The organism is Arthrobacter sp. UYNi723 (genome assembly GCF_054057635.1).
This window is the reverse complement of record NZ_JBSRZM010000003.1, coordinates 86,663-112,437: the sequence shown is the minus strand read 5'-3', so window position 1 is coordinate 112,437 and position 25,775 is coordinate 86,663. Positions and strand designations below refer to the sequence as shown.

Below are 25,775 nucleotides of genomic sequence, written 5' to 3'. Positions count from 1 at the left end.
TGGGGCTACGCCTCAGCGGCGATCGGCTCATCCTTGGCCAGGCCGCGACGGCGGCGGGTGGGCCAAGTGAGGATGAGCGTCACCAGGGACGCCAGGAGGACCAGCGCGGCGATGACAATACCGGCGTCGATCCAGAACTGGCCCGGGAACAGCCTGATCAGGGTGTCTTCAAGGGCAAACGTCCAGGAACCGCTGGCGAAGAAGATCCGGTGGAATTCGGTGAAGAACTGCTGCCAGCCGAGCACGGCCAATGCGCCAAGGCCCAGGATGATCGCCAGCGCAACAATGGATCCCGCGAAGAGTCCGCGGCGCACACCGCCGGTGCTGCGGCGGCGCAGGTATGCGATGGCCACGAGGCTGAGGACGATCAGGAGCGCTCCCCCGCCAAACGCGGAAAGGATGACAACTTTCACGTCGGCCATGTGGCTGACTTCGCCGTCCTTGAAAAGGTCCCCGCCGCTGCGGTTGACCAGATCACCCAGGTACCGCGGCCCCGCCCAGTTGCTGAGGTAGTCAACCGCGTAGGAACCGTACGTCATCCGGTCGTCGGTGCTGAACCCGTACCCGTCGCCCGGGAACCCGGGCCGGTTGTACTCGGCCCACAGGAACAGCGGGCTGGTGACCGCGCGGACGGCCAGCACCAGCAGGATCACCGGGTAGAAAAGGGCCAGCAGGACTTGCCAGATGCGCGGGGCCACGGGCTTGGCGTTGGCTGCGCTTTCGCGCTCCGCATTGCGGCGCTCCACTTCCTCCTGCGGCGGACGGACCTGCAGCGCTGACGTAGGCAGCGGCTCGCTGAAGTGGGCACCGTTTCGGGTGGCGCCCTGGGCGGACGGTTCTTTGCGGAGCGACTCTTCTACGGAAGGTACCGCGGCGGGAGGTTCGACGGCGGCCTCCGCGGCTTTGCGGCCGGCGCGGCTTTCGGGCTGGGTGACACCGCCCTGCCCGGCACCGGCGCCACTTGCTGGGGACACGTCGGGAGTGCTGGAGCCGGAGTCTTTCAGCCAGACAAAAGCCGGCTCTTCCGAGTCCGACGAAGTATCCAGGTCCGGATCCGGCTGCGGCTCCGTGCGTTTGGCAGGGGTCGGCGAATTGTCGTTCACAGCAGCGTCACTTCCGTTGGGTTCCACGCCGCCGGCTCTGATCCGGGCAGCGCCGTGTATCTGATATCGAGCCTACCGCCCGCTCCTCCACGAGGGCGAGGAGCCACCCCGTCGCTCCCGGATTCATGCGGCGATTTCGCTGTATCCAGCGTCGCCGGCCACCAAGTCGCCGCGTTCACCGGCGTCATAGGCCCGCCGTCCCCATACCAGGACGTAGCCCCAGTAGGCAGCCAGCACCGCCAGGCCGATGCCGATCTTGGCCCATACCGGAAGCGGGCTGGGCGTGACAAAACCTTCCACTAATCCGGAAACGAACAGCACCAGCACCAACCCCAGGGCCACGGTGATCAGCGACCTGCCTTCGTCCGCCACGGCCCGTCCCCGCGTCCGTGGTCCCGGGGACACCATGGCCCAGAAGATCCTCAAGCCCGCCGCGCAGGCAATAAAAACAGCCGTCAGTTCCATCAGGCCATGCGGCAGGATGTAGCTGTAAAAGACATCCTGCCGGCCCACGGCGGCGAAAACTCCGGCGGCGATCCCGACGCCCTGGGCGTTCGTGAACAGGATCATGGGTACCCAGAAGCCGGTGATGCCCAGGGCCACCGCCTGCGCGCTGATCCAGGCATTGTTGGTCCAGACGGCCCCCGCAAACGAGGCCGCAGGATTTTCCGAGTAGTAGCCAATGAAGTCTTCCTCGACGTACTGCCGGACCGCAGCCTCGGAGGCAACGGACCGCAGGGCCTCGGAGGACGTCCCGATCCAGAGCGCATAGGCGCCGGCAGCCAGGATAAATGCGGCGCCGCAGGCCACCGTCAGCCACCGCAGGCGGTACAAAGCCGCCGGCAGGGCAGCCACGAAGAACCGGGCCAGGTCCGCCATCACGTTGGACCGTGCACCTGTGAAACGGGTCCGGGCCTGGGCCAGGGTGGCGGACAAGGACGCCGACAGGCCGCTCTCCGGGGCAATCGACCGGATGAAGGAAAGGTGGGCCGACGTCGACTGGTAAAGGCGCAGCAGTTCATCGGCCTCTTCGCCGCTGAGGCGCCGCTTATGGGCGAGCCAGTGCAGCCTTGACCACTTGTCCCCGTTGGCGGCGGAGAAGGCATCCATATCCACGGCAACAGCCTAGCCGCCATAGACTGTGAAGGTCCGCAGGATGGCTGACAAGGGATTGGGGTATCCGCTTGAGTTCGATAATCACCGGCGAGGCCGTTGTCCTGGAACTGCGCCCCGCGTCCTTCGCCGCCCGTGCCCTCGGCCTCCTGCTGGATGTCCTGTTCAACATCATCCTGCTGGTCCTGATCCTGCTGGGCGTCGCAGCCGCCGGCCAGGACCTTGACGAGGCAGCAATGCGGGCGCTGACGCTGGTGAGCGTGGTCTTCTGCTTCGTGATTGTCCCGGTAGCCGTGGAGACCCTCACCCGGGGGCTCTCGCTCGGAAAACTGGCGACCGGCCTGCGCGTGGTCCGGGACGACGGCGGCGCCATCCGGTTCCGCCACGCCGTGATCCGGGGGCTGACCGGATTCCTGGAAATCTACCTCACCCTGGGCGGCCTCGCCATCGGCGTCGCCCTCTTCAACAGCCGCTCCAAACGGCTGGGTGACATTCTCGCCGGCACGTATGCGCTGCGCCGGCGCGTGCCGGTGGAGGCACCGGTCCGCGTCTTTGTACCCCCACAGCTTCAGGCCTGGGCCACGGCCGCGGACATCGGTCGGATCCCAGATGCGACCGCACGGCAGGCCGCCCAATTCATCCGGCAGGCCGGGCGCATGTCACCGCTGTCCGCCGCCGGAATGGCAGCGTCGATCGCCACCGAACTGGCCGGGCATGTGGCCCCTCCGCCGCCCCCGGGAACCAGCCCGGACCAGTACCTGGCGGCCGTTACCGCCGAACGCCGTCACCGTGAACTCGCGCGGCTGCAGCAGGCCCGGCGCCGGAACTCGGCCACGGCGGAGCGGTTGGACCGCCTGCCCTTCGGGCCATAGGCCTGGACCTGCCCTGGTTCTGGTCCCGGACCGAACGGTTCCTAGTTGTTGTACTCCGCCCAGGGGATGTTCCAGTCGCCATAGCCGTCGTCGACGGCGGCGTAGTCGCCTTCGGTGTTGATGATCTGAACCACATCGCCGGTGGTCATGTTCTCAAATACCCAGGCGGCGCCGTCGGGAGCGAACCCGATGCAGCCGTGCGAGACGTTCGTGTTGCCGATGAAGGGGTAGGCGGACTCCAGCGCCTGGTGGATGTAGGCGCCGCTCAGGGTGAGGCGGATGGCATACTCCACGTCCACTTCGCCGTAGTAGGCCGGATCGCCGGGCTTGAGTCCGATGCTGGCCGCCCGGAAGCGGTCATAGCGGTTCTTTTCCATCAGGACCGCGTAGCCGCGCGCTGACGGGAAGCGCTGATCGCCCATGCTGACCGGGAGGGTTTTCACTACCTGGTCATTAACGCTGAGCGTGAAAGTGTGTGCGGCGGCATCGGCGATAGCCACCCGCTTGTCACCGAAATTCACGGTGACCTTTTTATTGAAGTTGGCAATCTGGCCGTTGCCGAGGTCCACGCCGAAAAGCTGCATGTCCATGGTGACGGTGGAGTTCGCCGCCCAGAAGGCTTCCGGGCGGTACCGGACCATGGTGTCGCTGAACCAGTGGAAGGCCCCGGCCTGCCCTGCGCTGGAGGTGATTTTGATGGCCTTCTCCACGGTATCCCGGTTGACCACCGGCTCGCTGAAGATGACCTGCAGCGGCTGGCCCACGCCAACCTTCATCCCGTCCAGCGGGTAGATGGCGGCATCCGCCTCGTGCGTGCTCGAAACCGTGCTGAACGAGTTTGTGGTCCTGGTATCCCGTCCCGCCCCGTCAGTGACCACATACGTGTAGCTGTACTCGGCGTTGAATTTCAGCGGGTCGGTCGCAGTCCAGCTGCTGCCGTCCCCTGCGAACGTGCCGTGGACTACTTCACCGGCGGTGGTGGTCAGCGTGACGCTCTCGATCCTGCCGTTGCCCACCTTGAGCGACACCGGCGTGGCCGGGTTCACCTGCTTTGCGGCGTTGGCCGGCGTGACGTCCACCTTGACCGGGGCCACCACGGGCGATGCGACACCCGGTGCGGACCGGACTGCGGAGCTGGCTTCGGACTCCAGGCCACCGCGCGCAAAACCCGGCGCGACGGCGGCGAACACGCCGCCCGTTGCGGCAAGGACACACACGGCTGCCACCAAGAGAATCTTCTTGGCGGTCCCCCGCCGGCGTGGCTTAACTACAGGTTCCATAGTCCGATCTTAATGCTTGGACATAACAGCCCCGGGCACCGTCTGCACCCGGGGCATCACACGTCAGTAACGATAGTGCTCGGGCTTGTACGGTCCGGCGATGTCCAGGTCCAGGTAGTCGGCCTGTTCCTTGGAGAGTTCCGTAAGCTCCACGTCGAGGGCGTCGAGGTGCAGGCGGGCAACCTTTTCGTCCAGGATCTTGGGCAGGACATAGACCTGGTTGCTGTATTCGCGTTCGCCTTCGGGCTGGTCCCGCTTGGTCCACAGCTCGATCTGGGCGATGGTCTGGTTGGCGAACGAGTTGCTCATCACGAAGGACGGGTGGCCGGTGGCGTTGCCCAGGTTCAACAGGCGTCCCTCGGACAGGACGATGATGGAGCGCTCTTCGGCGGTCCCGGCGTCGAGCACCCACTCATGCACCTGCGGCTTGATCTCCACCTTTTTGATGCCGGGGATCCGCGCCAGGCCAGCCATGTCGATCTCGTTGTCGAAGTGGCCGATGTTGCCCACGATGGCTTTGTCGCGCATGCCGGCCATGTGTTCGGCCAGGATGACGTCCTTGTTCCCGGTGGTGGTGATGAAGATGTGGCCTTGGCTCAGCACCGACTCCAGCTTGGCCACCTGGTAGCCGTCCATGGCTGCCTGGAGGGCACAGATGGGGTCGATCTCTGTGACGATGACGCGGGAACCCTGGCCGCGGAATGCTTCTGCGGCTCCCTTGCCGACGTCGCCATAACCGCAGACGACGGCCACCTTGCCGCCCATCAGGACGTCGGTGGCGCGGTTGATGCCGTCAGGCAGCGAGTGGCGGATGCCGTACTTGTTGTCGAACTTGCTCTTGGTGACCGAGTCGTTGACGTTGATGGCCGGGAACAGCAGCTTGCCCTGTTCAGCCAGCTGGTAGAGCCGGTGCACGCCGGTGGTGGTTTCCTCGGTGACGCCGCGCAGGCTGGCCCCGATCCGGGTCCACCACTGCGGGTCTTCCTGCAGCGAGGCGCGAAGCACGTCCAGGAAGATCCGGCCTTCCTCGGACTCGTCTTCGCCTGCCGCCGGTACAGCGCCGGCAGCTTCGAACTCAACGCCCTTGTGGACCAGCATGGTGGCGTCGCCGCCGTCGTCCAGGATCATGTTCGGGCCGAGCTCCGGATTGGTGTCCGCGCCGGGCCAGGCCAGGATCTGCTGTGCAGTCCACCAGTATTCCTCCAGCGTCTCGCCCTTCCAGGCGAACACCGGGACACCCTGCGGGTCCTCGACCGTTCCCGTGCCCACCACGACGGCTGCGGCGGCATCGTCCTGGGTAGAGAAGATGTTGCACGAGGCCCAGCGGACCTCGGCACCGAGGGCTGTGAGGGTTTCGATCAGGACGGCGGTCTGCACCGTCATGTGCAGGGATCCGGCGATCCGGGCGCCCTTCAGCGGCTGGGTGGGTCCGAACTCCTTGCGGAGTGACATCAGGCCTGGCATCTCGTGCTCGGCCAGGCGGATCTGGTGGCGGCCGGCTTCGGCCAGCGCGATGTCGGCTACCTTGTAGTCAAATGTCATGGGGTTCCTTTGCTTTTGTCCGATGGCGGCGACGGCGTTGAAGCCTTTGCGCGAAAGTCGACCGCTGGTGGTGGTACGTGTTGTCCAGGCGTTGCCTAGCCAGTAGCTGCGGTTTTGTCCGTGGCGGGGCTTGGGTCCGTGGCCGGCCGGACGGCGGGATCATGCTGGTCCGAGCCGGCAGCCGTGGCGGCCTGGAGAAGTTCCGGCGGCAGCAGCAGCGGGATACCGTCCTCGATCGGGTAGCGCAGCTTCACGCCCGAAGCTCCCGCCGCCGTCGACACAAGCTCTTCGCCTTCCTGGACCAGGGGCGATCCGGTCACGGGACAGCGGAGGACGGACAACAGTTCAGGACTGATCTTTGGCATGATTGGTGCTCCCGACAGGGGCGCGTTCGCGCCGTTGGCTGACTGATTAGCAGGTTCCAGCCTACCGCCAGATCCGCCTCAGGAAGGTTCGCGCAGGACGCGCAGATGCCCCCGGCGGACGCCTTCGGTGCCGGGCGGGGCCTCCAGCGCTGAATGCGAGCCACGCTGACCCGGCATGGTCTGCGACTTGGGCGGCTGGGCCGCTGCTTCGCGGACCGCATTGGCGAGGGCCAGGAGGTCGTCCGGTCCGGGCTGCTGCGGGCTTGTGGGCATCGCCAGGCGAAGCACTTCCCAGCCGCGGGGCACGGTCAGTGACCCGGCGTGCTGCTCGCACAAATCGTAGCAATGCGGCTCGGCGTAGGTGGCAAGCGGACCCAGGACGGCGGTGGAGTCGGCATAGACGTACGTCAAAGTTGCCACCGCCGACTGACGGCAGGCTGACCTTGAACATTGACGGATAGCTCCCACGACATCACAGACTACTCCGTATCCCAAGTTGTTCGGAGTATTTGCCGAATCGGTGCCGCGCCCTGGCACGAAAACCGAGGTTATGTCGCGTAATTCTGCGCCCGGGTTTACAGTCAAGGTATGCAGTCATCGAACCAAGATTCAGCTTTTACGGTCCGTTTGGCTGACCCGGATGACCGCGCCGCAGAAACGGGTTCGGGTTCGCCCGGCCGAAGCTTTGCGATGCGCCGCCGGAACCGCCACGGTCGCGGCCTGCGCGGGGAGCTGGTGTTGCCAACGCACCCCGGTTATCGGACACGGTCGGACCGCTTTGACGACCTGGTGCTGGATTCCGCGCAGCGGCTCCACGACATCTGGGGCAAAACGCTCGACGGCGTCCGGTTTGCCGTCGACGAAATACCCCCGCAGCTGGAGCAACTGGTGGCCGACGCCGCCCCGCCTCCCATGGGCGTCTACACTCCCGCCACGGCAGAGGAAGGCCCGGTGATCACCCTGTACCGCCGGGTGGTTGAGCAGGGTTGCGCCAGCCGGGAGGAACTCCAGGATCTGGTGCACGACGTCGTCGTGGAACACACCGCCGAAATGCTCGGCGTAGCGCCGGAAACCCTGGATCCGGTCTACCGCCGCCGGTACTGACGCCGCCGGTACTGTCCTGTCAGTACCCCAGGGAGACCGGCACTTTTTCCTGCCCTGAAGCCGCCGGCGTGAAGGCCACCGTGGAGATGTCGTCCCGGCCGTCCTGCTGCAGGAGCAGCGCGCCGTAGGCAGCGTCACCTGACGCGGAGACAACATACGCCACCACTTCCGACTCGTCCACCTTCTCGGGGACCTTGATGGACGTTGTGGTGCCGCCGGCGACGTCGGCAGTGGCGGCCGCGCGGATCTTGCCGTCCGCGGTGATGGCAGCGTAGGAGACCGTGGCCCGGTTCTCAAGGACGCCAAACACGAGGGTTCGGTCACCGCCCTGGGGCACGGGCACCACATGCTGGCTTCCCAGCCGGACACCGGAGGCAGCCCAGGCGACGTCGGAGGCCTTCTCGTTCGTGACGCCCCGCGTGATGCGGGTTGCGGCCACAAATGACACGTCCGAAATGGTGGACACCGTGTAGTGGCCGGCGGGGACGCCAGCCAGGGAAATCTCGGTGACGGCCCCGGCTTTTGCCGTGACAACGCCGCCGCCGGGGAGGGCCTTCTGGCCGTCCCGGCCGAAGAGCTTGACCTCCACTACCGCGTCCGACGGTCCCGGAACCGTGATGGCCAGCGCGGGGCCCGCGTCGTTGAAGCCGCTGTTTCCCGTGAAGGCGGAGATCGCGCCTGCGTCTTGGATGTCCACTCCGGTCATGACCTGCCGTGCGGCAGGTGCGGCGCCCGGAGCAATGAAGTCGACGCCGCCTGGCGTCAGTCCCCTCAGGACACTCTGCTGGATGGACGCGGCCACCGGACCGCCGGCGCTCCGGACATGGACCGTGAGCTGGGCTTCACCAGGGGCCAGGCCAGCCAGGACGATTGAGCGGGTACCTCCCGGCGCGACCAGCAGCCCCCTGCTGCCCGGGGCCTGGATCTGACCCTTGCTGCCGAAGAGCTCCAGGCTGACGGTGGCAGGTGTGCTTGAGGCGTTGCTGAGGACAAGAACGGAGGTGCGGCCCACGGTGGTGCTGGCACCGGACAGCCAGAGGTCGTTGGCGGGCGGCTGGCAATTGGCAGCCGCCGAGCCCTGCAGGTCACCGTCCGTGGCAGTGAATCTCATAAGCCCGGCGGCTGAGGGCTTCTGGCCTGCCTGGGCGTCGGCGCTCAGGAAGCTGGCATCATCCACGCTGTGCCCGGCGAGGACGCCGGCGGTCAGGTCCTGGGGACCTGTCCCCTGGCCGGGCTGGCTGCCGTCCTTGGCGATCTCGACGGCGGGAGTCCCGTCAAGGGCAGCGAGCCTGCTGCCGGGGAGGACACCGCCGGGGGCGCTCAGGACGGCGCCCGTGACAGCGCTCTTGGCGGTCGCGGATTCGGGGCTGAACTGGGGGTCGGTGCCCGCCTCCGTTCCTTCGAGCAGGCGGGCCGGGCCAGGACATACCCCTGCGCTGGCGCCTGCGGGAACTGCAGCCAGCACGGCCGGGATGCTGCGGCTCCCTGCCGGCTGCGGAGCGACCGAGGAGGCTGCGAGTCCCGCGCCGGCTGCGGCCACAATCGCCACGGCCGAGACCAGGCCTGCCAGCATCTGCTTGCGAGGGGTCCTGCGGGCTGCGTCCTTATGCATTCTGGTGTTCCTTACGCAAAGATCCCTCGTCCCTCGAGAGCCCTGTGTTGGGCCGGCGCGCGGGCATGGGAATGGCGAGCATTACAGTGAGTCCTATCACCGTGATCTGTGCGATTCCGGACCAAAGGGCCCAAGGGGTGTCGTAGCGGATGGTCAGCTGGCCGGCGGTGGCAGGCAAGGTAAAGGCCTGGGCCGAGCCGGATGTTGTGGCAGTGAGCTTCCGCCCGTCGAACCAGGCGCTCCATCCCGGGTCCGCCCGTTCGGCGAGCACCACCAGCCGCCCTTCCGGTCCCTCGGCGACGGGGGTGTCGACGTCGTCGTATTTGGAGGGCACCAGCGCCACAGTGGCGCCGGCGCCGTCCACGATCCTGACGCGATGGGCAACGTCGGCGGGCTGCAGTACCGGCTGGTTCAGCGGCGTAATCCGCCAGAGCCAGCCGACATCCGTCTGGCCGACGGCAACGAGCCCCGGAACTGCGTCCATTCTGCTGGCCGTGAGCTGGGCGGCGGTATCTGCCGAGCGCAGCACCACGAATCCGGCACCAAGGCGCTCGAGCTCGGAACGGGGGTCCACGCCTTGGCCGGCCACCAGCGTGGCCACCACGCTGCGGATGGACGCCGTGACGTCGTCGTCCTCCCTGACCGTCTCCTGGCCGGGCGCGCCCAGGATGTTCCGGGCGGCGGCAATCGTTGACAAACTGTCCAGGGTGGTCCCGGCACCACGCATCAGGGCCGCGTCAAAGGCGCCGTTCTCCTGGGTGCTGATCAGCAGCGTGCGTGTCTGCTCCGGCCCGGTGCCACGGTCTATGGCGGTGGCGGGAAGCGTCCGGGCGCTGCCTGGCTGCACCAGCCGTGGCGTTCCCAGCGCGGGCCCTGCCGGCACGTCGGCCGGGAGGGCAACGGCTGAGGAACGTAGCAGGTTCTGCGCCGACCACACCGCCATGCCGGCCAGCGGACCGGCCAGCAGCACTACCATGGCAAGGGCCGTAGCGGAGCGAAGGGCCACGTTTCGCCGAATACTCGGCGAGGCTGCCCGGTCCGCGGCATCAAGCAAACGCTCGGCACCGATCAGGGCGGCTCCGAGCAGGGCGAACCCTGCGGCGGAGACGGCTGGACCGGTGAACGGTGTCACGAGGGTGTCGGCAGTTGCGCCGGTGGCAACGTGCCCTGCGAGCCAGCCACCGGCGAAGATCACCAGAGCCGCCACCCAGAGAACACGTGCTGTTCTGCTGCGCTTACCCGGGAGGAACAGGGCGGCAACGGCAAGCAGCAGGACGGGAACGGCCAGCAACAGTGCCAGCACGAGTGCCCATGGGATCGCCTGGCCGCTGAAGAACGGAAGGCCGGACAGGCCACCTTCGGCGGAGAACAGCAGCGGCTGGCCCAGGAACTGCTGCCACAGCGGGGCTGCCTCGAATCCCAGCGGAACACCCGGGTCTGCCAGCAATGCCCGCGGCCGGTCGATAACGGACAGCCCGAAGGGAAGAAAGAGCGCGGCGCTGGGCAAAAGAGCCCACCACACGGTGCGGCCACGACGGCCAAGCATCAGCCCGCAGAGCACAATAACCACAACGGCCGGGACTAGCAGTGAAGGCGCCGACGCGGTCACAACACCCAGCGTCAACCCTGCGGCGGCGGCGGCAGTCCAGGACGGCATGCCGTTGATCCCAGGCCGTGCGGGTGGTTTTTCGGTGAAACGCCGGTCACCCGCGGACGGGACAATGAACCGTCCGTGGCCCACAGCGGACCCGGTGGCGCGCAGGAGTGCCAGGACGAGCAGCGGGATCATGATGTGGGCCACCAAGGCACCGGCTCGGCCCTGGTTCAGTGCTATCTGCAAGGCAGGAGCGGCCGCCCAGAAGAGGGCGGCAACGAGGCGGAAGCGGCGCCGGATGGTCAGGCCCCCGGCCGCAAACCATGCGGTCAGGCCGGAAAGCGGGGCGGCGAGCAGCAGGAGCCAGGCCATGGCCGCGTTGGCGTCTCCCCCGCCGAGCAGGCCAAGGATCCACAGCACATAGCCGAAGGGGTCGCCCTTGCCCGGAAGCCCTGCCCCCAGGCTGATCCACCAGCTGGAGGCGTGGTGCCAGATTTCGCCAAGGGTGGAGGACACCGGAATGAGGCCTCCACCGGAAACAGCGTCGGCCCGGAACATCCCGGTGAGCGCCGTGAGGGAAGCCACGGACGCGATGATGATGGCGGCGATGGCGCCGGTCCCCACCCAACCCCGTTCGGTGGTGGTCAGGGCAGCGAAGTCATCTGATGAGTCCCCCGTGGGCTGGTCCGCCAGGGGGTCATGGACCAGGCCATCGGCCGTGGAGTTGTCGGCGCCCAGGGCTTCCATCAGGGAGCGGCGGTGGTTCCAGACTTCACGCCGGGGCGTCTGCAGCTTCTTGATGACGGACCGCCGGATCCGCCGGCTGTTTGCCGCGGTCCGGCGGGCCCTTGCCACGGCACCGGGCCGGGCCAGGGCAGCGAATGTGGCCACAAGCTGGGAGAAACCGTGCCCGGGATCCTTGACCGCAATGCTGAGCACGAGTTTGAAAATGCTGCCAAGCAGCGCACCGACCGCATGGACAGGCACCTTCCACAGCGGGGCGTGCTTGAGGCGCAGATGGACCTGGGCTTTTCGCGCCGCTGAAGCGTTTCCCTGGGCATGCGGCCGGTGGGCTACGTGGAACATCCGTGCAGTGGGAACTACCACCACACGATGCCCGGCGAGGCGGTTGCGCCAGCAGAAGTCGACGTCGTCGCCGGTGCCCGGCAGTGCGGGGTCGAAGCCCTTCAGGAGTTCCCAGATATCACGGCGGACGAGCATGCCGGCCGAGTTCACCGCAAACGCGTCAGTGCGGCCGTTGTACTGGCCCTGGTCCAGTTCGTCGGCATCGATCAGGGTAAGCCGCTCGGCCCAGCGGCTGGTGGAGAGTCCGACGTCGATCAGCCGGCGTTCCGAGTGCCAGTCCAGTTGCTTGCAGCCGGCCACGGTCACGGATGGCGCGCGCTCCACGGCACTGAGGAGTTCGGCCAGCGCCTCCGGGGCCGGGGCCGCATCGTCGTGCAGCAGCCAGACCCACTCTGTGGCGGCGCGCTGGGACTGGCCTTCCCAGGGCGCGTGCTTGTTGAGCCCGGCGCGCACGGCGCCGCCCATGCCGCTCTTGCCGGGCGGAAAGGTGCTCACATTGGTTGCACCGAAGGCCCGTTCCAGGAGGACGGCGGAGTCGTCGCGGGATCCGGTGTCCACTCCGATGAGGGAGTCCGCGGGCCGGGTCTGGTCCGCGAGGGCAGCCAGGGTTCTGGGGAGATAGGCACTGCCGTTGTGGGACACCACAACGGCAGTGACATGTACTTCCTGAAGAATTAGATTGCTCGCTTCCTTAGCCGCCGGCGCTCACGCTCGGAAAGGCCACCCCAAATGCCAAACCGTTCGTCGTTTGCCAGCGCATATTCTAGGCACTGCGACCGCACATTGCATGCACCGCAGACCTTCTTGGCGTCGCGCGTGGATCCGCCCTTCTCCGGGAAGAAGGCTTCCGGATCCGTTTGCGCGCACAATGCATCAGTCTGCCAGCCGAGTTCGCCTTCGTCGTCGAAGTCCTGCCTGAACGGCAGTCCGATCCACACCGGCTGAGTACTTGTTCCCTGTGCCGGGGTGCGCAGTTCCATGGGCGGATCCAGGTCGTCATCGTCCTGGTCGTGTCCGCCGTCAAGGAGTGCTTCGTGCGCCGCCAGGAAGGCTGTGGCCTGGTCCTGGAGGGGGTCTTTGGTATTGCGGTTGTAACGGTCCGCGGCGTCGGGATCCGCGGGATCGACGTACCAGTCGCTCGGCACCCCCCGTGCGCGGTATTTAGCCGTTGCCAGTCCGGCGACGACGGCATCTTCATGGATACGCTCTGCTTGCCCCACGGCGACCCTCCCCAAATGTTGCAGCCCTTGCCTGAATACTTGGACACTCGGTTGCGTGTCCGTATTTATGCAGTGACTTTCGATATCTAATTACACGCGTGTAACTAGTGGGGAGTCAAGCCGTGGACGGGATAATAATCAACTTTCCGGGCCAATCCCGGTCACGCCACGCCCGGGAGTTTTTCGAAGGCCCGGCGCGCCGGAGGCCTGGCGGTCAGCATCGGCGGCCAAAAGGTCCCATTTCCGCTGATTAGCTGCCAAAAATACAGGCGAAGCCCGAATTAGACAAATAGGATGACAAACTCCTGTGAGTAACATCACATCCCTGAGGGACCCGACTGGGATCCTTAGGGACTCGGTGCGCGGCATCCCCGCCAAGGACGCCCCATGGGGTCCGTGACAAGATAAAGCCATGAGTATCCCGGCGATAGATCTGATGACCACCCTGCGTTCCGGCCACGCCACGTCGCCCCGCCTGACCTGGTACGGCCCGGACTCCGAGCGCGTGGAACTCTCCGGTCGTGTGCTGGACAACTGGGTGGCAAAAACGAGCAATCTGCTGCAGGACGAACTCGACGCAGAGCCCGGCATGCGGCTGACCCTTGACCTGCCAGCCCACTGGAAATCAATGATCTGGGCACTGGCCGCCTGGCAGCTGGGCATGGAAACAGTCCTGGACGGCGGGGAGGCGGAGCTCCTGGTCACCGACAGGCCCGGAACCGTTGTGGGGAAGCACGACGCCGTTATCGCCGTCGCGCTGCCGGCCCTGGCGATGCGGTGGCCGGGTGACCTGCCTGCCGGGGTCATCGACTACGCCGCCGAGGTCCGCTCCCATGGTGACGTCTTTATGGCACACACAGACCCTTCGGCGGCCGGCTGTGCCATTCGGGCTGGCGGAGGCCAGCGGCACATCCACGAAAGCCTGATCACTGGTTTTGCGGCGTCGCATGAGGAAGGCGTCAGGCTTCTGGTCCCGGCCTCTGAAGGGCTGGAGCCTGCGCTGGCGAACTCGCTCGGCGCGTGGCACAGCGGTGGTTCAGTGGTGCTGGCGCACCCCGATGTGGAACTGACGGACAAGCTGCTGGCCGCGGAACGCATCCACGGCAAATAGTTTTCCTGCGTCAGGGCTGACGGCGGCTTTCTTGTGAGTCCCCGTCCGGCTGTTCCCCGTGCTGGGCGACGGCAGCAGCAGCTGCCTTCTCACGATGGTGCCGTTCGATGAGCTCGTGGTCGTGGGAGAACTCCGGCTCCTGATCCAGTTCTTCGTTGAAGACCCAGAACCGGTAAGCGAAGAAGCGGAAGATGGTGCCCAGGACCAGGCCCACGACGCTGCCGGCGATAAAGAGCGAGGGCTTGTCGTTCAGGTCCAGGATGTACTTCGCGAACCAGACGCAGCCTGAGGCGATCAGCAGTCCCACCAGGTTCATGACGGCGAACAGCGCGGCCTCACGGGCCACATTGGCCTGCTTGCGGTGTCTGAACGTCCAGTAACGGTTGGCAACCCACGAGAAGATGCTTGCCACGATGGTTGCCACCGCTTTGGCCCAGACCTCGCTGCCGTGCATCGGTCCGGTGAACAGCCAGATGAAGATGGCCGAGTCAATGATGAAGGCCACACCGCCCACGGCTCCGAACTTGGCCACTTCACGCCAAAATAGCGAGGCGAGCCCCCGGATACGATCTGCAAGTGCGCTAAACATGACCCTCCATGGCCGTCAGTTCATTGGGCCACACGGCCAGAGGTCTATTTTAGACCCGAAATCGGTGAACCCGCCCCACGCGGAGTGAAGGGTGATCGCGGAAATACCCGAAAAGCGGGCCCTTCGACGTCCCAAAGCCCGGATCCGGTGAGCTTTTCTGTAGGCTGGCATATGTGACTTTTCCAGTAATCGGCGTAGTTGGCGGCGGCCAACTCGCGCGCATGATGGCCCCGGCCGCTACCGCCCTTGGCTTTGAACTCCGTGTCCTGGCTGAGGGTGAGGACGTTTCAGCCGTGTCTGCTGTGTCCACTTCACCGGTGGGTGACTACAAGGACCTCCAGACTCTCCTTGACTTCGCGGCCGGCCTGGATGTCATGACGTTCGACCACGAACACGTCCCCACGGACCACCTCCGCGCGCTTTTGGCCGCCGGCGTGAATGTCCAGCCCGGTCCAGACGCCCTGGTTAATGCCCAGGACAAACTGGTGATGAGGGCTGCCATCGACAGCCTTGGGCTCCCAAACCCCATCTGGGCTGCTGTCGCTGACGTCGCCGCGCTCGTGGACTTCGGCGAAGAAACGGGTTGGCCGGTTGTCCTCAAGATGCCCCGCGGCGGCTACGACGGAAAGGGCGTGCGGATCATCGACTCCGCCGAGGCCGCCGAAGAGGCTGCTCCGTGGTTCGAGGCCATGAGCCCGCTCCTCGCCGAAGCCAAAGTTGAGTTCAGCCGCGAACTGTCCGCGCTGGTGGCGCGGACCCCGGGCGGCGAAGCGAGAGCCTGGCCGGTGGTGCACACTATCCAGGTGGACGGCGTCTGCGACGAAGTCATCGCCCCTGCCCTGGACATCCCCCTCGAGGTCGCCGCGGCTGCGGAAGACGCGGCGCTGCGCGTCGCCACGGAACTGGGCGTCACCGGAGTCATGGCGGCGGAACTCTTTGAAACACCGGGCTCCGGCGTCGGCTTCCTGATCAACGAACTCGCGATGCGCCCCCACAACACCGGGCACTGGACCCAGGACGGTTCGGTTACCAGCCAGTTTGAGCAGCACCTGCGGGCGGTCCTGGACCTGCCGCTGGGTGCCACCGACATCCTGGGCCCGGTAGTGGTCATGAAAAACTTCCTGGGCGGCGACAACCAGGATCTGTTTTCCGCCTACCCGGCCGCCCTCGCCAGCGAGCCGGCCGCCAAGGTCCACTGCTACGGAAAATCAGTGCGTCCGGGACGCAAGATTGGCCATGTCAACCTCGTAGGGACCTCCACGGATGATGTGGACTCGGTCCGGCAACGCGCAACCCGGGTGGCGGCCATCATCCGCGACGGCCGGGTTCCCACCGAAGAATCAGCACGGATTTCCGAGGAGAACGCATGACCACCGAAACCACCACCGGCACCGACCCCCGTCCCATCGTTGGGCTGGTCATGGGCTCAGACTCGGATTGGCCGGTCATGGAGGCCGCCGCGGATGCATTGGCTGAGTTCGGCATCCCCTTTGAAGCCGATGTGGTCTCCGCACACCGGATGCCCACCGAAATGATCCGATACGGCCAGACCGCCCACGAACGCGGGCTGCGCGTCATCATCGCGGGCGCCGGCGGAGCTGCCCACCTTCCCGGCATGCTGGCAAGCGTGACTCCCTTGCCCGTTATTGGCGTCCCGGTCCCGCTGAAGACCCTGGACGGCATGGATTCCCTCCTCTCCATCGTGCAAATGCCGGCCGGCGTTCCCGTAGCCACCGTGTCCATTGCCGGTGCCCGGAACGCAGGCCTGCTAGCAGTCCGGATCCTCGCGTCGGGCACGGACGAACTGGCAGCCACGCTCCGCGCCGACCTCCTGGACTTCGCCCAGGAACTCAACGACGTCGCCACCCGCAAGGGAGCCAACCTCAGGCAGAAAGTCAGCGAAGTCTTCGCCGACGGCAATGGTGTTCTCCGGGGCAGCCGTTAAGGAACGGGACATGTCCAGAAGCGAACCGCAGCAGCCAGCCACCGGCACGATCATGACTGATCCCGTCCGCTATCCGACCAGCGCCTCAGCCCCCGTCCGGACCAAACGGGGCTTTGCCCTGGTCCTGATGACCCTTCTGGTGCCCGGCAGCGCCCAGATTGTGGCCGGCGACCGCAAGCTCGGCCGTATTGCCCTGCGCGTCACCCTTACCGCCTGGGCTTTGCTGGCGGTCACCCTGCTGCTGCTGGCCGTGAACCGGTCGCTCCTGATCAACATCCTCACCAATCAGTTTGCCTCGCTGGTGATCATCCTCGTCCTGGTTGCCCTGGCGCTCGGATGGGCGTTCCTGTTCATCAACACCCTCCGGCTGATCCGCCCCGTTCTGCTGGCACCGGCGGCGCGTCCCGCCGTCGGCATTGCCCTGGTCCTCGCCCTGGTCCTGAGCAGCGGCACCCTTGGGTATGCCGCGTACCTGCTGAACGTGAGCCGCAACGCCATCGGCAGCATCTTCGCGGGGGGACCAGCGATCGATCCCGTGGACGGCCGCTACAACTTCCTGATGATGGGCGGTGACGCCGGCGACGACCGTACAGGCAGGCGCCCGGACAGCCTGTCCGTACTCAGCGTGGACGCCAAGACCGGCCAGACAGCCATCATCTCGGTGCCGCGCAACCTGCAGAACGCCCAGTTCAGCGAAGGCTCGCCCATGCGCGAGATCTACCCGGACGGCTACGACTGCGGCGACGCGTGCCTCATCAATGCCATCAACACCGAAGTGACCAACGAGCACGCGGACCTGTACCCGGGCGTCGCAGACCCCGGCGCCCAGGCCACCCTTGAGGCGGTATCGGGAACCCTCGGGATCACGGTCCAGGCCTACGTGCTGGTGGACATGGATGGCTTCGCCAAGCTGATCGACGCCATGGGCGGAATCCGGATCAAGGCCGGCGGCTGGGTTCCGATGAGCGGCTACTTCGACGAGGTTACCCGCACTCATGGCATGCCCTTGGGCTGGATTCCCGCCGGTGAACAAACACTCGATGGCGACCGCGCACTTTGGTACGGACGCTCGCGCGAATTCGTCGACGACTACGCCCGGATCCAGCGTCAGCAGTGTGTCCAACAGGCCATGCTCAAACAGCTGGATCCGGCCACGCTGGTGTCCAAATTCGAGGACATCGCCAGCGCAGGCACCAAAGTGGTGGATTCCAACATCTCCTCCTCCCAGCTGGGAAGTTTCGTGGATCTCGCCATGAAGGCCAAAGGCCAGGAAGTCAAACGGCTGACCATCGGGCCACCTGATTTTGACGCATCCTTCTCCACCGTGCCCGACTTTGACATCATCCACGAGAAGGTGGACCAGCTCCTGGCCTCCGCGTCGGGGCAGCCCCAGGCTGCCACGCCGGTCGACGGCATCTTGCAGCCCGCCGCGGCCGGCGGACGGCTGCAGGCGTCCTCGCAGCTGCCCACGGCTGCGTTCCTGGCAGCCGGTGGAGTCCGCGCGCAGACTGCCCCGCCGTCGTCGGACTTCACGCCGGTGACCACAACGCCCGACGGCGAGCCGATCACCGAGGCGATGCTGAACCAGCTCAAGAGCGAAGGCAACGAACAGGCGCTGCGTGAACTGGTGGCCACCAACGGCCAATGCGCGCCGCTCTAGGCCCGCTGCGCCGTCGCCCGGAAACCCGGCCGCGGCACCCGACTGCAAGACTACGTAGACCTGAAGACCAAGAATGGATACCGGCTGTGTACGAAATTGAAAACGTCCTCCGCGACTACGCCTGGGGTTCCACCACCGCCATCGCAGGGCTGCTGGGACGCCCCGAGTCCGGCCGGCCGGAAGCCGAACTCTGGATCGGCGCCCACCCCGGCGCCCCCTCGATGGCCCGCCGGGTGGACGGCTCCGTGGCACCGCTGGATGCCTTGATTGCCGAAGATCCGGAACATTTCCTGGGCGGCGAATCTGTGGCCGAGTTTGGCCCGCGGCTCCCGTTCCTGACCAAGATCCTTGCTGCCGCGCTGCCGTTGTCGCTCCAGGTCCATCCCAGCATCGAACAGGCCAAAGCGGGATTCGCCCGGGAGAATGCTGACGGCATTCCGCCCGATGCCGCGCACCGCAGCTACCGCGATGACAACCACAAGCCCGAAATGATCTTCGCGCTGACGCCGTTCGAAGCGTTGTGCGGGTTCCGGGCGCCGGCATCAACCCGGAAGATTCTGCTCCACCTTGCCGGCTGCTTCGACCTTGTGGAAACCGGGGTCCCGCCCCTGCTCGTGGAGCTGCTTGAGGTCCTGGAGAACCCGGACGAGGGCGCCGGCCTCAGGAGCGCCTTCGAGCGCCTGATCATGGGCGGCGAAGACGTCTCCCACACCACAGCCATGGTGGCCGCGACTCTGATCTCCGGCGCTCCGCTGGCACCGTACGAGGCGGAACTGTCCACGGTCATCAGCCTCAACGAGAAGTACCCGGGTGATCCCGGCGTGCTGATTTCGCTGCTGCTGAACAGGATTTCGCTTGCCCCCGGCGAGGCCGTCTACCTCCCAGCGGGCAACGTGCACGCGTACCTGCACGGCTTGGGTGTTGAAGTCATGGCGTCCTCGGACAACGTGCTCCGCGGCGGGCTGACGCCGAAGTACATCGATGTGCCGGAGCTGTTGCGGACCATCGAATTCCAGCCGGTGGCGGTGCCGATGCTCACGCCGGAATTCTCCGGTCTTGGCCAAGAGCTGTACCAGCCGCCCTTCCGGGAGTTCCAGCTTCAGCGGATCGAACTGGCACCCGGCGCGGAGCCGGTGCCGCTGGCCCAGGCGGGTGCCGTCGTCGTTATTGTCGTTGCCGGATCGGTGTATCTCGATTCGCCCAAGGGCGACCTGCAGCTGGCCCGCGGGGGCAGCGCTTTCCTTCCCGCCGCGGAAGCACCGGTCAATGTCCACCCGGTGGCCGGTGCCGAGTCCCCTGCCGTTGCCTTCGCCGTGACCACATCCCTGAAGGCCTGAGCCGTGGAATTCTTCCTGCAGACGCCTGCCTGGGCGGATGTCCAGTCGTCGCTGGGCCGCACAGTCCATCAGCAGTCCGGCCCGGGCTGGAGCTTCCTGGCCGTCGAGGAGAAAAACCCGGCCGGAAAGGTCCTCTACGCCCCCTATGGGCCGGTGGCATCCTCCGCGGAGGCGTTCGACGGCGCCCTAGCCGCCCTGGTGGCAACGGCCAGATCGTGCGGCGCTGTGTTTGTCCGGATTGAGCCGGTGTCCGCCGGGCTTGAGATGCCGGCCGCCACGGAGCTCAACCGGCGCGGCTTGCAGCCCGCACCCGTGAACCAGCAGCCTGAACTCAGCTGGATCGTGGACCTCGAAGATGACTTCAAGGATGTCCTCGCCGCGATGAAGCCCGTGAACCGGAACCTCTACCGGAACATCCACAAGAAGGGCGTCACATTCCGGGCGTCGCAGGACCCGGACGACATCAGTATCCTGCTGGACTTCCTGCACATGACATCTCGGCGGAACGGGTTCAAGCCGCAGAGCGACGCGTACCTGACGCAGGTGGCGGCCTCCCTCATGCCGGCAGGCGCTGCGACGCTGTTCATCGCCGAACTGCACGGCGAGCCGATCGCCGCGGCCTTGGCCTACGATTCCGCGGACACCCGGACCTACGCCCACGCCGCCTTGGATGACACTCACCGCAAGCTCAGCGCGGGCATCCCGCTCCTGGTGACCCTGATGGCAGACGCCAAGGACCGCGGCCTGAAACACGTGGACCTGTGGGGTGTCGCGCCCGCGGACCAGCCCGATCACAAGTGGGCAGGTTTCACCGCCTTCAAGAAGTCCTTCGGCGGCCGCGAGGTGGAGTACCCGGGCACCTGGGACCTCCCCGTTCAAAAGCTCCGCTACAACGCGTACCAGCTGGCCCGCAAGCTGCGCGACAAGCTTCGCGCCCTCCGCTCCCCCTCCGCGCGCCCAGCGCGAACGGACACTTAAGCCCCCTCACCTCCGCGCGAACTGGCAGCTAATACACTCAAATCCGCTGTTTGGGGTCATCAACTGCCAGTTCGTTCCCACCCGGTGCGGGCCGACGAACCGCTCAGGACCGCCCGCACTTTTTCGACGACGAAGGGCCGATCCCCTTCCAGGTCACTCTTCTGGACACGGATTTCTCGCCAGCCCAGATCTTCAGTCAGGCCCTGCCGCTTGATATCGCGGCGGTACTGGTCAGGATCACTGTGGTGGGCGCCGTCATATTGCAGTGCGATCCGATACTCCGGGTAGGCAGCATCCGGCCAGACCACAGGGTGACCCAGCCCGTTGCGGAGCACAGCATTCAATGTCGGTTCGGGAAGTCCGGCCTGTACCAGTGCCAGCCGCATCAAGCTTTCGGGTGCCGAGTCCGCCCCCACCCTGATCAGATCCAAGGCTAACCTCGCCGTTTTCACCCCGCGCATTCCCGGATACTGACCCACAATGTGCCTCAGGTCGGCAACAGTTGCCAGCGGCTTCCGTGGCATCGGGAAGTCATCTCCATGGCTGACGACAATGGAGTCACCGGCCGCGACAAGGTCGTTGAGGTCCAGCATGGTGGCCAGGTCGAGCCAGGTACGAGCCGGTGACGTGAGCCGAACGCCGTCGAACGATATGACCTCGCCGGGTTTGAACGACAACTGGTGACCCACAACGTTCCTGCGGCGCGGCTTGCAGCCGTCTGCAGGACGGGCTATGTGGATCCTCCAGTCCTGCTCCAGCCAAGCCGGGAGGCATACTCCGCAAATTCGCGCGCTGGTGGAGTGCGTCAGGACGCAACTAGGGTCAAGGCGGCTGTAGGCGCGGATGTTTTCTGCGACACTTCCCGTGCTGCCCAGCGGCAGTCTTATGCCGCGCGAGGGCGTGAATATGCCCTCCCTGCTCAGCTGTCTCCGAGTGAGGCCCAGGGCCTCTGCATCGGCAACAAGAAATGATCCGTGCGGGAGCTGAGGAGGCATGGGCGTCCGGGACATGCTCCATTGTGGACCGATTCCGGCCTGCGGTCTGCGTTATCCACAGGCTGGGTTACCTGCTGAAACGCGAACTGGCAGCTGATGACGCCAAATCAGGAATTTGGGGTCATTAGCTGCCAGTTCGCGCAGGAGTACGCGGGTTGAAGAACCTGCTAGTTCTTGCGGGCGTAGCCTTCCCACTTGCTGGCCTGGTGCTCGCCGTCAACAAAGCGGATGGTGCCGGACTTGGACCGCATCACGATGGACTGGGTCAGGACCTTGTCCTTGGAGTAGCGGACGCCCCGAAGGAGATCGCCGTCGGTGATGCCGGTGGCCGCGAAGTAGCAGTTGTCGCTGGACACGAGGTCGTTGGTGGACAGCACGCGGTCCAGGTCGTGGCCGGCGTCGATGGCCTTCTGCTTCTCGTCGTCGCTGGTGGGCCAGAGCCGGCCCTGGATGACGCCGCCGAGGGACTTGATGGCGCAGGCTGCAACGATGCCTTCCGGTGTGCCGCCGATGCCCATGAGGGCGTCGACGCCCGTGCCGGAGCGGGCTGCGGCAATCGCACCGGCAACGTCGCCGTCCATGATGAACTTGGTGCGTGCGCCGGCTTCGCGGATCTCTTCGACCAGGGGGCGGTGGCGGTCGCGGTCAAGGATCATGACGTTGAGCTGGTTGACCTTCACGCCCTTCGCCTTGGCGATCAGGTGCAGGTTCTGCTTGACCGGCAGGCGGAGGTCCACCATGTCGGCGGCTTCCGGGCCCGTGACGAGCTTTTCCATGTAGAACACGGCGGACGGATCGAACATCGAGCCGCGCTCAGCCACGGCGAGGACTGCCAAAGCGTTGTTGATGCCGAGGGCGGCCAGGCGGGTGCCGTCGATCGGGTCCACGGCAACGTCGCACTCAGGACCGGTACCGTCGCCAACATGTTCGCCGTTGAACAGCATGGGGGCTTCGTCTTTTTCGCCTTCGCCGATGACCACAACGCCGTTGAAGTGGACCGTGTGAAGGAAGGAGCGCATGGCGTCAACGGCCGCGCCGTCGGCTTTGTTCTTGTCGCCGAAGCCAACCCAGTGGCCGCCGGCGATGGCCGCGGCCTCGGTGACGCGGACAAGTTCAAGGGCGAGGTTGCGGTCTGGCTCGTCGATGCCCACGGCCAGGGAGGGGGAAATCGTGGAGTACTGCTGGGTCATAGGCGCTGGTGACACGTGAACCTCTTCTTCGAGTGGCGATCATTGGACCCGCTCGGCCGGATTCAGCCGGTGCGGTGATTCCTCTGATACTGATCATAGTCGTGGCGGCGCCTCCGGGGCGTGGCATGACGCAGTCCTGCAACATGGGCCTTGAGCCCCCGGCAATCCCCCGACTGTGAGTTGCGCCTGAACATGGGCGACTATAGAGGGGTGAGTGAAATGCAGGAAAAGACCAGCCCCGGGACCGACCCCTCCGACTCCGGAGCTAAAGGCGACGGCGACGGGACGGCTGAACCAACCCCCGTCCGCCCAGTGATCCCGGCGGCAGCGGCGAAGCGCGCCAATGCCTCCGTGATCGGCATGATCGTTGCCCTGGTGGTCAGCATCGCCGCCTTCCTGCCCATCATCCTGATGAATCCCCTCCCCAAGAGTGACGGATTCCGCCCGGACATTGACGTCAGCGCCGTGGCCCGGAACGCCTCGGATGTGGCGGGATTCACACCCGCAACACCGGACACCGGCAACACGTTCACGTCCAACTACGCACGATGGGAGTCGGGCAGCGGCAGCGGCGTTCCCACCTGGGAAGTTGGCTACCTGACACCGAACGAGTCCTTCATCGGCCTGGTCCAGACCCGCCAGTCCAACCCCACCTGGCTCGTCCAGCAGACCAAGAGCGCTCCCGTGACGGGAACGCGTGCGGCGGGCGGACAGGAGTGGGAGCTCCGTGACACCGGCAAAGGCGAGAAGAGCATGGTGCTGAACTACCGCGGAACCACCGTTGTCCTGACCGGAAGCGCACAGCTGGACGAATTCGCCGAACTGGGCGCCGCCGTCGTGAAGTCCATGGAGGCCAATCCGGCCGTCACAGTTTCACCGTCAGCCAGCACCGCCCCGTAAAGTAAGACCGTGGCTACCTACCTGACCCCCGCCCTTGCCTGGCGCCGCATGCGCGAAGGCAACGAACGCTTCGTTGCCGGCGAATCGTCGCACCCGAACCAGGATGCGTCCCGCCGGTCCTCGCTCGTGGAAAACCAGCACCCGTTTGCGGTGATCTTCGGCTGCTCGGACTCCAGGCTCGCCGCGGAGATTATCTTCGACCTGGGCCTGGGGGACGCCTTCGTGGTGCGCACCGCCGGCCAGGTGATTGACGACGCCGTACTGGGCTCCCTGGAGTACAGCATCAGTGTGCTGGGGGTGCCGCTGATCGTGGTGCTGGGGCATGACAGCTGCGGCGCCGTCAGTGCCACCAAGTCCGCAGTGGACACCGGCAACATGCCCGTGGGCTTTATGCGGGACCTGGTGGAGCGCATCACGCCCTCGGTGCTGACGTCCATGCGGAACGGCGAGCACGAGATCAACGACATGGTGGTGGAGCACGTCAAGCAGACGTCCCAGCGCCTTGTGGACAGCTCCCGTGTGATTTCCGCCGCAATCGAGGACGGCCGCGCCGCGGTGATCGGCCTCTCCTACAGCCTCGCCGAAGGCCGCGCCAACGTAGTTTCCGGGATCGGCGACGTCTAGGCGCTGCCCGAATCAATGCCCGTAGCATGCGGTTCACGGTTTTAGTCCGGGCCCCCGATCGCCCTAAGCTAGCCCCATGACTTCCACTGAAGAATTCCGCATTGAACACGACACGATGGGCGAAGTCCGCGTCCCCGTGAACGCCCTGTACCGTGCACAGACGCAGCGTGCAGTTGAAAACTTCCCCATCTCCGGCAAGACCCTGGAACGCGCGCACATCGAGGCGCTGGCCCGGGTCAAGAAGGCTGCCGCGCAGGCCAACGCAGAACTTGGGGTGCTCGACGGCGAGCTGGCCAAGGCGATTGCAGCGGCTGCCGATGAGGTAGCTGCCGGCAAGTACGACGGCGACTTCCCCATCGACGTTTTCCAGACCGGTTCCGGCACGTCCTCGAACATGAACATGAACGAGGTCATCGCCGAGCTGGCCACGCGTGCCCTCAAAGCCGCCGGGAGTGACAAAGTTGTCCACCCGAACGACCACGTCAACGCCTCGCAGTCCTCCAACGACGTCTTCCCCACCTCGGTCCACGTTGCCGCCACCTCGGCCCTGATCAACGACCTCATCCCGGCGCTTGGCTACCTGGCCGAGTCGCTGGAGCGCAAGGCCGTGGAGTTCACCGACGTCGTCAAGTCCGGCCGCACCCACCTCATGGACGCCACCCCGGTGACGCTCGGCCAGGAGTTCGGCGGCTATGCAGCCCAGGTCCGCTACGGCATCGAGCGCATCAACGCCGCCCTCCCCCGTGTTGCCGAAGTTCCGCTCGGCGGCACCGCGGTGGGCACCGGCATCAACACCCCGGCCGGCTTCCCGGAACGCGTCATCGAACTGCTCGCCACGGACACCGGCCTGCCGCTGACCGAGGCCCGCGACCACTTCGAGGCCCAGGCCAACCGCGACGGCCTCATCGAAGGCTCCAGCCAACTGCGCAACATCGCGATCTCCTTTATGAAGATCAACAATGACCTCCGCTGGATGGGCTCCGGCCCCAACACCGGCCTCGGCGAAATCGCCATTCCGGACCTGCAGCCGGGCTCCTCGATCATGCCGGGCAAGGTCAACCCTGTCATCTGCGAAGCGTCCATCATGGTCTGCGCCCAGGTCATCGGCAACGACACCGCGATCGCCTGGTCCGGCACCAACGGCGCGTTCGAACTCAACGTCGGCATCCCCGTGATGGCCGCCAACCTGCTCGAGTCCATCCGCCTGCTGGCCAACACCAGCCGCGTCATGGCGGACAAGATGATCGACGGTATTACCGCCAACGTGGAACGCGCCCGCTTCCTCGCCGAGGCCTCCCCCTCGATTGTCACCCCGCTGAACAAGTACATCGGCTACGAGAACGCGGCGAAGATCGCCAAGAAGGCCGTGGCCGAGGGCCTCACCATCCGTGAGACCGTCGTCGCCATGGGTTTCCTGGAGCGCGGCGAGGTCACCGAAGAGCAGCTGGATACCGCCCTGGACGTTATGTCCATGACGCGCCCGCCGCACAAGGCATAGCCCCGATCCCCACGGCGCCCAGCACGAACGTTCGACGGCGGCCGGCACCTTCCCCAC

General features: G+C 66.0%; 23 protein-coding genes. 11 read left to right on the top strand and 12 right to left on the bottom strand.

Annotated elements, in window-relative coordinates; all coding sequences use genetic code 11:
* Positions 1 to 5 precede the first annotated feature (5 nt).
* Complete coding sequence (locus ACVWY0_RS03705) at positions 6 to 1,103, bottom strand: TIGR01906 family membrane protein (protein WP_485835548.1); 1,098 nt, start codon at positions 1,101 to 1,103, stop codon at positions 6 to 8.
* Between the two features lie 123 nt (positions 1,104 to 1,226).
* Positions 1,227 to 2,219, bottom strand: a complete 993-nt coding sequence (locus ACVWY0_RS03700) for a stage II sporulation protein M (RefSeq protein WP_485835477.1) — start codon at positions 2,217 to 2,219, stop codon at positions 1,227 to 1,229.
* A 68-nt stretch (positions 2,220 to 2,287) separates the two neighbouring features.
* Between ACVWY0_RS03700 and ACVWY0_RS03695 the strand changes: the two genes are divergently transcribed.
* The gene (locus tag ACVWY0_RS03695) at positions 2,288 to 3,088 is read left to right on the top strand and encodes an RDD family protein (RefSeq protein ID WP_485835476.1); all 801 of its coding nucleotides are present in this window, start codon (positions 2,288 to 2,290) and stop codon (positions 3,086 to 3,088) included.
* 41 nt (positions 3,089 to 3,129) lie between these two features.
* Here the strand turns inward: ACVWY0_RS03695 and ACVWY0_RS03690 are convergent, their stop codons facing one another.
* The 4 genes from ACVWY0_RS03690 to ACVWY0_RS03675 all read right to left on the bottom strand — a co-directional run bounded on the left by ACVWY0_RS03690 (position 3,130) and on the right by ACVWY0_RS03675 (position 6,743).
* Complete coding sequence (locus tag ACVWY0_RS03690; RefSeq protein WP_485835475.1) at positions 3,130 to 4,368, bottom strand: L,D-transpeptidase; 1,239 nt, start codon at positions 4,366 to 4,368, stop codon at positions 3,130 to 3,132.
* A 63-nt stretch (positions 4,369 to 4,431) separates the two neighbouring features.
* Entirely contained in the window at positions 4,432 to 5,910 is a 1,479-nt protein-coding gene (gene ahcY, locus ACVWY0_RS03685; RefSeq protein ID WP_485835474.1) for an adenosylhomocysteinase, read from the bottom strand.
* Positions 5,911 to 6,005: 95 nt separating this feature from the next.
* A complete protein-coding gene (locus ACVWY0_RS03680) occupies positions 6,006 to 6,275 on the bottom strand; it encodes a Trm112 family protein (protein ID WP_485835473.1) in 270 nt (89 codons plus the stop codon).
* 78 nt (positions 6,276 to 6,353) lie between these two features.
* Entirely contained in the window at positions 6,354 to 6,743 is a 390-nt protein-coding gene (locus tag ACVWY0_RS03675; protein ID WP_485835472.1) for a DUF3499 domain-containing protein, read from the bottom strand.
* A gap of 120 nt (positions 6,744 to 6,863) precedes the next feature.
* On the opposite strand from ACVWY0_RS03675, the gene ACVWY0_RS03670 reads away from it, so the two are divergent.
* On the top strand, positions 6,864 to 7,379 hold the full coding sequence (locus ACVWY0_RS03670; protein WP_485835471.1) for a metallopeptidase family protein: 516 nt from the start codon (positions 6,864 to 6,866) through the stop codon (positions 7,377 to 7,379).
* 19 nt (positions 7,380 to 7,398) lie between these two features.
* Here ACVWY0_RS03670 and ACVWY0_RS03665 read toward each other — a convergent pair whose 3' ends face one another.
* The 3 genes from ACVWY0_RS03665 to ACVWY0_RS03655 are packed head-to-tail and all read right to left on the bottom strand — an operon-like array spanning position 7,399 to position 12,891.
* Positions 7,399 to 8,991 carry a DUF5719 family protein gene (locus ACVWY0_RS03665; RefSeq protein ID WP_485835470.1) on the bottom strand — a complete coding sequence of 531 codons (1,593 nt, stop codon included), beginning with the start codon at positions 8,989 to 8,991 and terminating at the stop codon, positions 7,399 to 7,401.
* Positions 8,984 to 12,316 (bottom strand): glycosyltransferase family 2 protein, encoded by a 3,333-nt coding sequence (locus ACVWY0_RS03660; RefSeq protein ID WP_485835469.1) that lies wholly within the window; start codon positions 12,314 to 12,316, stop codon positions 8,984 to 8,986. Before ACVWY0_RS03660 ends, ACVWY0_RS03665 begins: the two co-directional genes overlap by 8 nt.
* A gap of 29 nt (positions 12,317 to 12,345) precedes the next feature.
* Positions 12,346 to 12,891, bottom strand: a complete 546-nt coding sequence (locus ACVWY0_RS03655) for a WhiB family transcriptional regulator (RefSeq protein WP_485835468.1) — start codon at positions 12,889 to 12,891, stop codon at positions 12,346 to 12,348.
* A 412-nt stretch (positions 12,892 to 13,303) separates the two neighbouring features.
* On the opposite strand from ACVWY0_RS03655, the gene ACVWY0_RS03650 reads away from it, so the two are divergent.
* Positions 13,304 to 14,002, top strand: a complete 699-nt coding sequence (locus ACVWY0_RS03650; protein WP_252574154.1) for a TIGR03089 family protein — start codon at positions 13,304 to 13,306, stop codon at positions 14,000 to 14,002.
* Between the two features lie 10 nt (positions 14,003 to 14,012).
* Here ACVWY0_RS03650 and ACVWY0_RS03645 read toward each other — a convergent pair whose 3' ends face one another.
* On the bottom strand, positions 14,013 to 14,591 hold the full coding sequence (locus tag ACVWY0_RS03645) for a GtrA family protein (RefSeq protein ID WP_485835467.1): 579 nt from the start codon (positions 14,589 to 14,591) through the stop codon (positions 14,013 to 14,015).
* Between the two features lie 173 nt (positions 14,592 to 14,764).
* Between ACVWY0_RS03645 and ACVWY0_RS03640 the strand changes: the two genes are divergently transcribed.
* The 5 genes from ACVWY0_RS03640 to ACVWY0_RS03620 all read left to right on the top strand — a co-directional run bounded on the left by ACVWY0_RS03640 (position 14,765) and on the right by ACVWY0_RS03620 (position 20,511).
* Positions 14,765 to 15,961: a 5-(carboxyamino)imidazole ribonucleotide synthase gene (locus ACVWY0_RS03640; RefSeq protein WP_485835466.1), complete on the top strand. Its 1,197-nt coding sequence runs from the start codon at positions 14,765 to 14,767 to the stop codon at positions 15,959 to 15,961.
* Positions 15,958 to 16,536, top strand: coding sequence for a 5-(carboxyamino)imidazole ribonucleotide mutase (purE, locus tag ACVWY0_RS03635; protein ID WP_485835465.1), 579 nt, complete (start codon positions 15,958 to 15,960; stop codon positions 16,534 to 16,536). The genes ACVWY0_RS03640 and purE overlap by 4 nt, the downstream gene beginning before the upstream one ends.
* Before the next feature lie 10 nt (positions 16,537 to 16,546).
* The gene (locus ACVWY0_RS03630) at positions 16,547 to 18,196 is read left to right on the top strand and encodes an LCP family protein (RefSeq protein WP_485835464.1); all 1,650 of its coding nucleotides are present in this window, start codon (positions 16,547 to 16,549) and stop codon (positions 18,194 to 18,196) included.
* Between the two features lie 86 nt (positions 18,197 to 18,282).
* The gene (gene manA, locus ACVWY0_RS03625; protein WP_485835463.1) at positions 18,283 to 19,533 is read left to right on the top strand and encodes a mannose-6-phosphate isomerase, class I; all 1,251 of its coding nucleotides are present in this window, start codon (positions 18,283 to 18,285) and stop codon (positions 19,531 to 19,533) included.
* 3 nt (positions 19,534 to 19,536) lie between these two features.
* Positions 19,537 to 20,511 (top strand): lipid II:glycine glycyltransferase FemX, encoded by a 975-nt coding sequence (locus ACVWY0_RS03620; RefSeq protein WP_485835462.1) that lies wholly within the window; start codon positions 19,537 to 19,539, stop codon positions 20,509 to 20,511.
* A 59-nt stretch (positions 20,512 to 20,570) separates the two neighbouring features.
* Here the strand turns inward: ACVWY0_RS03620 and ACVWY0_RS03615 are convergent, their stop codons facing one another.
* Positions 20,571 to 21,200: an endonuclease domain-containing protein gene (locus tag ACVWY0_RS03615; RefSeq protein ID WP_485835461.1), complete on the bottom strand. Its 630-nt coding sequence runs from the start codon at positions 21,198 to 21,200 to the stop codon at positions 20,571 to 20,573.
* A gap of 473 nt (positions 21,201 to 21,673) precedes the next feature.
* Complete coding sequence (gene glpX / locus ACVWY0_RS03610; protein WP_252566698.1) at positions 21,674 to 22,696, bottom strand: class II fructose-bisphosphatase; 1,023 nt, start codon at positions 22,694 to 22,696, stop codon at positions 21,674 to 21,676.
* Between the two features lie 219 nt (positions 22,697 to 22,915).
* On the opposite strand from glpX, the gene ACVWY0_RS03605 reads away from it, so the two are divergent.
* The 3 genes from ACVWY0_RS03605 (at position 22,916) to ACVWY0_RS03595 (ending at position 25,718) form a co-directional block, all read left to right on the top strand.
* The gene (locus ACVWY0_RS03605; RefSeq protein WP_485835547.1) at positions 22,916 to 23,596 is read left to right on the top strand and encodes a DUF4245 domain-containing protein; all 681 of its coding nucleotides are present in this window, start codon (positions 22,916 to 22,918) and stop codon (positions 23,594 to 23,596) included.
* 9 nt (positions 23,597 to 23,605) lie between these two features.
* On the top strand, positions 23,606 to 24,220 hold the full coding sequence (locus ACVWY0_RS03600) for a carbonic anhydrase (protein ID WP_485835460.1): 615 nt from the start codon (positions 23,606 to 23,608) through the stop codon (positions 24,218 to 24,220).
* Positions 24,221 to 24,296: 76 nt separating this feature from the next.
* Positions 24,297 to 25,718 (top strand): class II fumarate hydratase, encoded by a 1,422-nt coding sequence (locus tag ACVWY0_RS03595; RefSeq protein WP_485835459.1) that lies wholly within the window; start codon positions 24,297 to 24,299, stop codon positions 25,716 to 25,718.
* The last annotated feature ends 57 nt before the right edge of the window (positions 25,719 to 25,775 follow it).